The sequence below is a fragment of the uncultured Clostridium sp. genome (assembly GCF_937920395.1).
GTDB lineage: Bacteria > Bacillota > Clostridia > Clostridiales > Clostridiaceae > Clostridium_AD.
Genome location: NZ_CALEVF010000253.1, coordinates 1 through 10,200 on the forward strand (window position 1 = coordinate 1; position 10,200 = coordinate 10,200).

The 10,200-nt window shown below is 27.8% G+C and carries 11 protein-coding genes and 1 pseudogene; 6 read left to right on the plus strand and 6 right to left on the minus strand.

The window, feature by feature from the left end; all coding sequences use genetic code 11:
- The 4 genes from Q0649_RS16570 to Q0649_RS16585 all read right to left on the minus strand — a co-directional run.
- Positions 1–1,604: VirB4 family type IV secretion system protein (locus Q0649_RS16570; RefSeq protein WP_298844593.1), on the minus strand; the 1,604-nt coding region annotated here is incomplete at its 3' end.
- A 15-nt stretch (positions 1,605–1,619) separates the two neighbouring features.
- A complete protein-coding gene (gene trsD / locus Q0649_RS16575; protein WP_298844595.1) occupies positions 1,620–2,228 on the minus strand; it encodes a TrsD/TraD family conjugative transfer protein in 609 nt (202 codons plus the stop codon).
- 3 nt (positions 2,229–2,231) lie between these two features.
- Positions 2,232–2,627 carry a conjugal transfer protein gene (locus tag Q0649_RS16580; protein ID WP_298844597.1) on the minus strand — a complete coding sequence of 132 codons (396 nt, stop codon included), beginning with the start codon at positions 2,625–2,627 and terminating at the stop codon, positions 2,232–2,234.
- 24 nt (positions 2,628–2,651) lie between these two features.
- Complete coding sequence (locus tag Q0649_RS16585; RefSeq protein ID WP_298844599.1) at positions 2,652–2,978, minus strand: CagC family type IV secretion system protein; 327 nt, start codon at positions 2,976–2,978, stop codon at positions 2,652–2,654.
- A gap of 332 nt (positions 2,979–3,310) precedes the next feature.
- Here Q0649_RS16585 and Q0649_RS16590 point away from each other — a divergent pair, with 332 nt between their 5' ends.
- Positions 3,311–3,700, plus strand: a complete 390-nt coding sequence (locus tag Q0649_RS16590; protein WP_298844601.1) for a helix-turn-helix domain-containing protein — start codon at positions 3,311–3,313, stop codon at positions 3,698–3,700.
- A gap of 250 nt (positions 3,701–3,950) precedes the next feature.
- Here the strand turns inward: Q0649_RS16590 and Q0649_RS16595 are convergent, their stop codons facing one another.
- Both Q0649_RS16595 and Q0649_RS16600 read right to left on the minus strand, forming a co-directional pair.
- Complete coding sequence (locus Q0649_RS16595; RefSeq protein ID WP_298844603.1) at positions 3,951–4,667, minus strand: restriction endonuclease; 717 nt, start codon at positions 4,665–4,667, stop codon at positions 3,951–3,953.
- Positions 4,651–5,610 (minus strand): hypothetical protein, encoded by a 960-nt coding sequence (locus Q0649_RS16600; RefSeq protein ID WP_298844605.1) that lies wholly within the window; start codon positions 5,608–5,610, stop codon positions 4,651–4,653. The genes Q0649_RS16595 and Q0649_RS16600 overlap by 17 nt, the downstream gene beginning before the upstream one ends.
- A gap of 405 nt (positions 5,611–6,015) precedes the next feature.
- On the opposite strand from Q0649_RS16600, the gene Q0649_RS16605 reads away from it, so the two are divergent.
- The 5 genes and pseudogenes from Q0649_RS16605 to Q0649_RS16625 form a co-directional block, all read left to right on the plus strand.
- Entirely contained in the window at positions 6,016–6,582 is a 567-nt protein-coding gene (locus tag Q0649_RS16605; protein ID WP_298844607.1) for a tyrosine-type recombinase/integrase, read from the plus strand.
- 257 nt (positions 6,583–6,839) lie between these two features.
- The gene (locus Q0649_RS16610; protein ID WP_298844609.1) at positions 6,840–7,229 is read left to right on the plus strand and encodes a WecB/TagA/CpsF family glycosyltransferase; all 390 of its coding nucleotides are present in this window, start codon (positions 6,840–6,842) and stop codon (positions 7,227–7,229) included.
- 577 nt (positions 7,230–7,806) lie between these two features.
- The gene (locus Q0649_RS16615; RefSeq protein WP_298844613.1) at positions 7,807–8,772 is read left to right on the plus strand and encodes a sugar ABC transporter permease; all 966 of its coding nucleotides are present in this window, start codon (positions 7,807–7,809) and stop codon (positions 8,770–8,772) included.
- An 18-nt stretch (positions 8,773–8,790) separates the two neighbouring features.
- Complete coding sequence (locus tag Q0649_RS16620) at positions 8,791–9,681, plus strand: carbohydrate ABC transporter permease (protein WP_298844615.1); 891 nt, start codon at positions 8,791–8,793, stop codon at positions 9,679–9,681.
- A 138-nt stretch (positions 9,682–9,819) separates the two neighbouring features.
- Positions 9,820–10,200: pseudogene (locus Q0649_RS16625) on the plus strand (hypothetical protein); the annotation flags it as partial.

Below are 10,200 nucleotides of genomic sequence, written 5' to 3' on the forward strand. Positions count from 1 at the left end.
GCTCCCGCTTTATATTTTCTAAATCTTTTGTATGCTTGAAAGAAGAAATCACATGATTCTTGGTTTTTTAATAAAAAATGAAATTCATCAATAAACATATATGCGCTATAATCATCATCTGACTGTGAATTATGAGTTTTTATTTTTGTTATATCGTCCCATAGATACGAAAATATATTTAAGTAACAAGCACCTTGAACCTCTTTTTCAGTTTGTAGAGCAGATAAATCGAATGATACTGTAAGACTTGATAAATCAATGTTTGTATATCCATTGAATAATGAATTTGAACCGTAAACATAGCTTTCTAATATAAAATAAAAATCTTTTATAACTGAATATTTTTCAATATCATTTTTCTTTAATTCTTCACAACTTTTATATAAATCCTCTAATATAGGGAAATCTTCATGTGTTACATTTTTTAAATCTTCACATTTTTCCAATTTAACATATAATTTTAATACTAAACTCTCAATTATTGACGATTCTACTTGTGTCATATCGCTTTTAATTACTTTAAAGAAACCTTTTAGTCTTTGGCATTTCTGTTTAATTAAATTTTTAATTTTGTTTTCTTTGGTTACACTATTTAATATTTCATCATCCGTTAGTTCATCTGAATAAATCTCAAATGGATTTATTATTGTTTCAGAAATTGAACTTAAATGAATTACAGTACCGCCAAAATATTTTACAATTTTTGTATATTCATTTTCGGGATCAATTATATATATTTTTTTCCCTTGAGCTATTAAATTTATAATTTTTCTTTTTAAATATGTTGTTTTTCCAACTCCGCTGGTTCCAATTAAAAACATGTTCTGATTCAGTGTTTTTTTATCATTCAAGTAATTAATTGCTACTAAAGAATTAGTTATTTTATTAACTCCTTCTATTTGGCTTTGAGGTGATAAATCGCAAATTTCAGAATCATCAAAAGGAAAGAAGCTACTTGCTGCGGTTGTGTTACTCATTTGGTAGGTATATTCTTTTAGTAAATTTTGTTTAAGGGGTAATGCTGACCAATACGCATTATTCATTTGGTAGTATGGAACGATACCTTTTATATGTAGCTTCATTAGAGTACGTTGTACTTTTTCGTCTAATTGTTCAAGGCGTTCTTTAGATTGCGCTTGTATTAAAATATAAGTATAAATGTACACAAACCCTGATTTATTATTTAATGCTTCCTCTAATTGATAAGCAGAACTTTTCATTTCATTTCTTAATTTTATTTTCTGTTGTGGGTCATGTGTTTTCATTAATTCCGCTTCTTTATTTTTATAACTTGAATTGTAATGGTTTAGCATAATTGATGCATCTGTTGGCTCGATATACTGGCTTATTGTAATATTACCCTTCATTCTTTTTAAATCTGATAACCAGTTTCCCTTTTGCTCTCTTGGGTAAGAAGTAAATGCTATTACTTTTATGTAATTACCGCCCATTTCTACACAATCATTATTTTCTTTGTAGACAAAGGGGTAAATTGCTTCAATTGGTGTTGCATCAATCAAGTTTGATATTTCATCTTTTTTAACTGGCTCTTCCAGTACTAACTTTTTTACTTCTTTTTTCTTTCTACCTAATGATAATTGCATTTTTCACCCTCCAATTTAGTCATATATAGAATATTTAAAATCTATAAACCTATGTAACGTAGATATTGTTTCTTTTGTACTTAATATTTCTAAATTTACGTCATAAGCTTCAAGCATTGATTCAATAGAGTTTTTAACTTTAGCCATTTTTTCTCTTAACTCACTTTCTGCATTTCCTAACTCTACCAATGTTCTTTTCTTTAGTTTTTGGCTTAAAACAACTATATGTTGTTGAGTTGTAAGTTCAGAGCCTAATGCAATTTCTTGATAGTGTAAGCAATTCGCCACAATTAATTGTTTTAAATGTTCTTTTGCTTCTGTATTTTCCATATTAGAATTTTTAATATCCAAATAACGTTTTTTCCAATACAAATTATATCTTTTCAAGTCTAATGGAACTGTCATACTTACTGTTTGTAAACTATCATTTGTATTTGACATTAAGAAAGCTCCATAATCTTCAAACAAACTATTTTGTTCATACTCTGCAAGTAAATCCATATTTACACCTTCGACCTTTATCATCACAATTAATTCATCAGTTTTCAGTAAAACAAAATCACTATAAACTCCCTCGATAGGACTTATATCTTGTAAGTATAATTTTTTTTCTGTCTTTGCCATTACTTAAATCCCCCTATTCTTAGGCTTTATATAATACATCTTTTGCTTACCTATATATGAAATTCTCATTTTTATATAATCCAAACATTTTATATTGCTTCTACTTGCAATAGGTCTTAAAACCGCCATGATGATGCCTAAAGATAAAATAATACAATCTACTATAGCTTTTAATATCCAAAAGAATATACTCGTATATGGTGGTATAGCAATTATAATAATAGATACTATTAATGATGGTGCTATATATTTAAGAACATCTACAACCGATAATCCTTGAACTATGTTATATCCTTTTTCTACATTCCCAGGGAAAAAGAACCTTTTCCCCATTCTTCCGTTATCATCTTCACCCAATAATTCAAGTAAACTTCTTTTTAAGCTTTCTTTATCTTCCAAATCATTCACCTCGTTTATTGTTGATTATTGAAATAAACCATATACCCATGGGATAAACCATACTAATGCTCCACCAACTGCAACAGCTAAACCTATTGTTCCTACACTTTTCCACATTTCATTTTTCACATGAGGATCGTCTAAACTTGGTAATTTTGATATTATTACTTTAAGTGCTGCTATAACCCCTACTACAACAATAATTCCCGTTAAAACCCCTTGAATTATTGATAATCCCTGATCTACTTTGGCAGTAACCGTTGATGCATCAGACGCCGCAAAAACCGTTTTTAAATTTATAATTGATACCCCTACCAAAACTAAGCTACTTTTTATTTTTTTATAATTCATATTTCTATCCCCTTCCCATATTTTATGTAACATAAGCTAAACAAAAACAACTTAAATTTATAAAATATTTTAGCTATTATAGCCAACTATGATATTTTAAATAACTATATTTTCAATTATAGTTTCCATTTATAACCTTGTCAATACTATTTTACCATGTTATCATATGTATTATTACAATATTCACTATATTATTCCTTTATTCTCTTTATTTTGCATAACGTATATTACATTTTTCACGTAGGTATTGTAGTCTTTTGTTTCTATTTTTCAATTTTCAATGTAGAATAGAAAGTATAGATATTTCATTAGGATAGGGAGGGTGCGTTTTAGTGTTTCGTGGTGAACGTTTAAAATATTTGCGAAAACAAAAGAATATGACACAAGAAGATCTTGCAAAAGAATTGAATTTGAAAAGGTCAACAGTTAGTGGTATGGAAGCCAATCGAATTACTCCACCTCTAAAAACCTTAGAAGTATTAATGAAATTATTTAATGTTTCTATAGATTATTTTTTAGAAGAAATTTTAAGTAATTCAAATGAGTTACCATTTATAATACCTAGAAAATTTAGAGATAGAAATGTTTGTATGGACTATTTATCCAGTCATGAAGGGTTAAATAAATTATGTTTGGAAAAGTTAACAGATGATGAATTAATTGAATTCTCTAATGAAATACAAGAATACATAGAAACATTATCTTATAAATATAAAAGATAATGTTCCTATGTAAGATTTATGATATAGGTAGTTTATAGGGAGTAGTACGCTAAAAATTATGATTAACATTGTTAATGTTAATTCAATTTTTATAACGAAGTAAAGCCTAGTATATTTACGTTTAATTAATGTAAATATACTAGGCTTATAATCTCTTTTGTTATGATATGTTTCATTGTTTAATATTCTAAAAATTGCTTAGTTAAATTTAACTAAATGCTTAACAACCCTTATAAATCAATACTTCTTGCTATATAATATTTTTAGTGAATTTACATTTCGGATATTTATAACAACCATAAAAGCTGCCGTACTTTCCTTTTTTCAAAATCATTTCACTTCCACATTTGGGGCATATATTTCTTTTGCTAATATCAGTTTGATTTGTAGCTTCTTTTGCAATTTCTCTTCCATTAGATTTACTCATAATTTCTAAAAGTTTAGATCTATCCCAGAGATCAACCGAACTACTACTTGCTAACTTTATAGCATTTGGTGTAAAAAAATTATTAGTAGCAACTATACAACTATTGGCTTTATAATATGATTTAGCTCCAATGACTTGTTGTACAGATTCTATACCTACTTTAGAACTCCATCTTTTAGCCTGTACAACTATCTTTTCTCCATCTTTAGATAATACTAAGTCTGCGCCATAATCGTTGGTTTTTGGAGTAGTATCGCCTTTATATCCTAACTTCTGAAAATGTACTAAAAGAAATCTTTCAAATTCCTCTCCGCTCATTTTATCGGCAATATCAATACCACTATTTAATAATATTTCATTATGTTTTTTATTTCTAAAATAATTTATAGTAAGGGTTATACCACCAAATATAAAAACACTGATGAAAAAAATTATAATTGATTTGTTCAAGTTTTTAGTTTTTGTATAATTATAAATTCCTATAGCTAATGCAATCACCATTTCTATTGGCGTATCGTCTTTCTTAGATTTTCTTTTCATCTACTTCTCCTTTTACAATTGCATTATTCTTTTTATTAACTTTTGGAGTAGTTTTTGAAGTAACTTTCGGAGTTATATTTTTCTTCTCCAATTCTTCTAATAATAATTTATATTTTACATGATATTCTTGTATGTCTGCATTATGGTTTAATTGTTCTTGACCTAATTTCTCATTTAATTTTTCATTTGCTTCTGCTACCGCTAATTTTATATTTAATTGATTTTCTTTCTTTAATATTTCTAATTCCTTTTGATTATCTTGTGTTATTTTCTCTATGTTCTTATTTAACTGGTTAATATTATAATCATTGTCTTTAATGAGATTATCTTTATCAATATCTCGTCCTTGTGCGTCTGCAAGTAATTTTTTATACTCTTCTAATTCATCTTTATATTTTTTATGTTCTGCTAGATCAGTTAGTAACATATCATTTTTATTTTTATATTCTTCTACAATTAAATTTTTATCTTTTAAATTGCCCTCTAAATGTTCCATTTCTTTGTTATGTTCATTTTTAATGCTAAATAGTTCTTTATTATGTTCTTCATTTTCCTTTTGTAATTCATTAAAACTAATATACCATTCCTCTAGTTCTTGTTTTTGTGATTTAATAAGGCCTTCTTTGTCAGCTAACATATCTTTGAACCTAATTTTTAATTCTTCAAGTTCTGTATCCTTATTATTTATCAAATTATTACTGCCATCTGCAATACTTATAAATGCGTTTAATATAGCATCTAAATTACTTTGTATAACGGTAGTGTCCATACTTAAAAAACTATTTTGTTTTACATTTTCAAGTTCCATAGTGCTTACTACCTTATTAAAATATTGTTCTTGTGTCAATCCTAAGTCCTTTAACTGCTGTTGCAACTTCTCTTTAGTGTCTTGGGATAACCTATAGCTAGTAACTATGCTTTTGTTTTCTTTTACTTCTTCCATATTATTTCACCTCGTAATTTATTTTGATATGTAATACATAATTAATACTGTAAACACGTTGTAATTACTATGTTTATATTGTAATACTATTTTTATTAAAAATCAATCTATAAAAGCACAAAATAGGTATCACTTATTTTTATATTTATATTTGTAATACACTTATATTATTGTAAACATTTTGTATTTTCTATGTTTATATTGTATTATATATATTTTTATTAATAATAAAAAAAGTGAATGTACGCTTTTATCTAAAAGATTACATTCGTTTTTTTGCGTCAAGCGTTGATTTATAAGGGTTGTTAAGTATTTAGTTAAATTTAATTAATCAATTATCGTTTTGAATGTATCGTTTTATGTGGTATAATATAAATACAATACATTGGAAAGGAAGGTGAAAATATGGTTGTAGAACCTATAAAAGATAAAAAAAAAATTACTGATTTGCTTATATACCTTAAAGGGAAAAATGAAAGGGATTGGCTCCTCGGAAAATTTCAAATAAATTCGGGACTTAGAATTTCTGATGTTGTTGGAATAAAAGTTTCTGACATTTTAAATGAGAAAGGAAATTTTAAAGACTATTTTGTGCTTCGTGAGCAGAAGACAAATAAAGAGAAAAAAATAAAATTAAACGATAGCCTTAAGGTAGCATTAAAACCATATATAAAGCAAAATAAACTTAAGTCGGATAATTATATATTTAAAAGTAGAAAAGGGCTAAATGATCACATAACTGTCACTCAGGCATATAGGATATTAAAAACTGCAGCTACTTCCGTTGGAATCGAGAATTTTGGTACACATAGTTTAAGGAAAGCCTGGGGTTACTGGACCTATAAAGCAAGTAGATATAATATAGGATTAATAATGGATACTTTTAATCACAGCAGCCAAAAAATAACTCTAAGATATATAGGAATAGATCAAGAAGCAAAGGATCTGCTTTATAGCTTAGTTCAATTTTAGTAAACAAAAGTCCTACCCTACCCTTTTGTTTACACTGATTTAGTTGGTGTCTAAAAATTTGCTGTATAGACATTATTAAAAGATTACTAACCTTTAACATAGCAAAAGAGCATATGAATTGTATGCTCTTTTGCTATGTTAATTCCGCTACTATTCTATTTTTTTAACCTTTTAAGCTCACTTTTTTCTATATTAAGTTCATAACAAAGAATATAATCAGTTGTAACATTATATAATTTAGCTAGTTTTATAATGTTTTGAGTTGTTGTAATTATCTCCCCGGACTCGAGATTAAAAGTTATCCAGTACCAGAAAGAGTTACAGGTTATTACTTACTTTTAGAAACACTTAAAGTTGGAAATCAAAAGGGATGGTCGTTTTATTTGTTAGGTTCAGATGAAGAAGTAAATAGTAGAGCATCCCAATATATTACAAAAAATTATCCTAATGTTAAAATTGCAGGAAGACATCATGGCTATTCTAAAAAAGACGAAGATTATTTAATTATTGAAAATATAAGGAGTTCAGACCCAGATATTCTTATAGTTGCATTGGGGTCACCACTTGCTGTTAAATGGATTTATAGTCATAAAAATGAGATAAATGCTAAAGTAGTTTTCGGTGTAGGAGGAAGTGTCTTGATGTAATCACAGGAAAGGTTAAGCATACACCGAAAATTTAGGAAAAGTTAAGTTTGGAATGGTTGCATAGAATAATAACCCAACCTTCAACAAAATAAAGGCAAAAGAAACTAAAGGTTTTTGCAAATAGGGCTTTTATTGAAATACTTAGTAAGAATTGAATATAAGTATTTTTCAAATTTTGTATATGTCGAAGTAACCCCATATCTTGATATGAGGTTACTTGATTTCGATTATATTTATATTCTGAAAGTAACACAATAGCAATTGAGTTACATCCCATCCATGACAGGCATTTTTATATAGATAATGATGAATACCAAATTGCTTCTGATTGTTCTATAAAATGAAAAAATAAATACAGTACATTATTTTGATTAGTATAATCAATCTGTTCTTATAAATAAATTGATTATATTATTCAAAATTACAAGCAATGAATACGGTATCATTGTTTGACAGTAAAAATCGTTGATTTGGAATATTGTTATTGTATTTTAGTCATTATATAATAAAGATACAATAAATACATAATAAATACATAATAAAGACATAAACTATATTTCTAACAAGGGGTGGTTTTATGATAATAAATGTAAAACAAAAATCAATAGTCAATAAGAAAAAAAAAACAAATCTTCATAAAGAATTGCAAAGGTTATGGAAGCAGAGAGAATTGCAAGCAATGGTTATACCAGGTATAATTTTTCTCATCATATTTTCCTATATTCCAATGTATGGTCTGGTAATGGCTTTTCAAAACTACCAAATTGGTGATATGGTTGGTTTTAGTCACTGGGTTGGATTTGATAATTTTACTTTGTTTTTAAAAGATCCAAATTTTTTTTTAATACTTAGAAATACCCTTGGTATTAGTTCTTTAAAGCTTTTAGTTGGGTTCCCTATACCTATAATATTTGCATTATTACTTAATGAAGCAAAAGGGACCTTTTTCAAGAGAAGTGTACAAACTATTTCCTATTTGCCTCACTTTATTTCGTGGATAGCTGTTTATGGAATTGTATTTCAATTTGTTTCTATTGATGGTGGGTTATTAAATTCAATTTTATTGCATCTACACATCATAAACACTGAAATAGCATACCTTGGTAAACCTAATTATTTTTGGAGCATATTGGTCATGAGTGATTTGTGGAAAGAAGTTGGGTGGAACGCAATAATTTATATGGCTGCAATTTCATCCATTGACCAAGAACAATATGAAGCTGCTGAAATTGATGGATGTGGTAGAATTCAAAAAATGTGGAATATAACATTTCCTGGCATTAAACCTACAATAGTCATACTACTTATATTTTCAGTTTCAGGTATATTGAACGCTGGCTTTGAACAAGTATTACTTATGCAGAATCCTATGGTATCTAATGTAAGCGAGATAATTGATACTTATGTACTTAAACAGGGCCTAGGACAATTTAGATTTTCTTTTGCTACAGCAATTGGAATGTTTAAATCTGTGATAGCTATTGTGTTATTATTTATGGCAAATCAAATTAGTAGAAAAGTTTCAGACTCAAGTTTATGGTGATAGGGGGAACAAAGTAAAATGAAAAGAAAAAAGATTGAAATGTTCGATATTATTCTTGGTATAGTACTTTTATTTGTAGCGATAATTACACTGTATCCATTTTTAAATATTTTGGCAATTTCATTTAATAATGGACTGGATACACTCAGAGGTGGAATTGGTATTTGGCCGAGAGAATTTACTCTAGATAACTATGCTGTGGTATTTTCAAATTCTCGAGTAATTTCCTCATTTATTATAACACTTTCTAGAACAATTGTTGGAACTATAACTTCTGTACTTTTTACCGCAGTATTTTCATATGCAATGTCGAAGCCATACTTGAAGTTTAAACGGTTTTATATGACTTTATGCATTATAACTATGTACTTTGGTGGGGGAATGATCCCAAATTTTGTACTAATGCAAAAACTACATCTCACTAATAATTATTTAGTATATATAATACCAGGTTTATTAAGCGTTTGGAATATGATATTAATGATTACATTCTTCAAAGGAATCCCGGCAGAAATAGAAGAGTCTGCAAAACTTGATGGTGCAGGCGATTTTATTATATTCATAAAATTAATTATTCCAGTTTCAACGCCCATAATTGCTGTAATAGCTTTATATAATGCTATAGGAAATTGGAACAGTTGGTTTGATGCATTCTTGTACATACAGGATAGAAATTTATATCCTCTGCAAATAGTTCTCAAAGATATTATAAATAGCAATAGCATTGGAGATATGCTACCAGCAGCGCAACAAGCAGCATCAAATGCAATATCTCATATGAGCGCGATTACAACAAAGTCAATAACTGCAGCAACCATGATGGTAACAATTGGGCCAATAATACTCGTATATCCTTTTTTACAGAAATACTTTTTAAAAGGTGTAATGATTGGGTCAATTAAAGGTTAAGCCTAATAATAAGTGCGTATTAAAAAATAATCTATAAAGTAATATGTTTTATAATATAACATTAGTGCGTGATGGGGGGATTCGCAAATTAAAGATTAATGTGAATTTTTAAAGAATAATAAAGATGGGGGTAATAAAATGAAAAATCGGTTTAAAAAAATTGCTGTTATTTTAGCATCAACATTAATTTCATCATCACTTTTTGTAGGATGTAATAGTAACAAGACTGATGTAAAATCTACAACTTCAATAGCTGGTGAATCTTTATTAAACGTTGATGTTTATTTAGATTATAATTGGTGGTCTATGGCTACTCCTTTTGATGAATCAAATAAAATTTCGAAATATATTATGGATACCCAGCATATTAAGCTTAATTTTAGAAATCCAAGTGGAGATGAACGTGAAAAGCTTAATATTATGATAGCAACAAATTCTCTTCCAGATGTAATTGTAATGGATAGGAATGATATGTATAAAAAGATGATTTCTCTTAAGGATATTATTCCTATAGATAGT

Bases quoted from the DNA above. Each gene is read 5' to 3' on its own strand.
- Q0649_RS16600 (WP_298844605.1), bottom strand. From the start codon at position 5,610: ATGGAAGAAGTAAAAGAAAACAAAAGCATAGTTACTAGCTATAGGTTA.
- Q0649_RS16605 (WP_298844607.1), top strand. From the start codon at position 6,016: ATGGTTGTAGAACCTATAAAAGATAAAAAAAAAATTACTGATTTGCTT.
- Q0649_RS16585 (WP_298844599.1), bottom strand. From the start codon at position 2,978: ATGAATTATAAAAAAATAAAAAGTAGCTTAGTTTTGGTAGGGGTATCA.
- Q0649_RS16615 (WP_298844613.1), top strand. From the start codon at position 7,807: ATGATAATAAATGTAAAACAAAAATCAATAGTCAATAAGAAAAAAAAA.
- Q0649_RS16595 (WP_298844603.1), bottom strand. From the start codon at position 4,667: ATGAAAAGAAAATCTAAGAAAGACGATACGCCAATAGAAATGGTGATT.
- Q0649_RS16620 (WP_298844615.1), top strand. From the start codon at position 8,791: ATGAAAAGAAAAAAGATTGAAATGTTCGATATTATTCTTGGTATAGTA.
- trsD (WP_298844595.1), bottom strand. From the start codon at position 2,228: ATGGCAAAGACAGAAAAAAAATTATACTTACAAGATATAAGTCCTATC.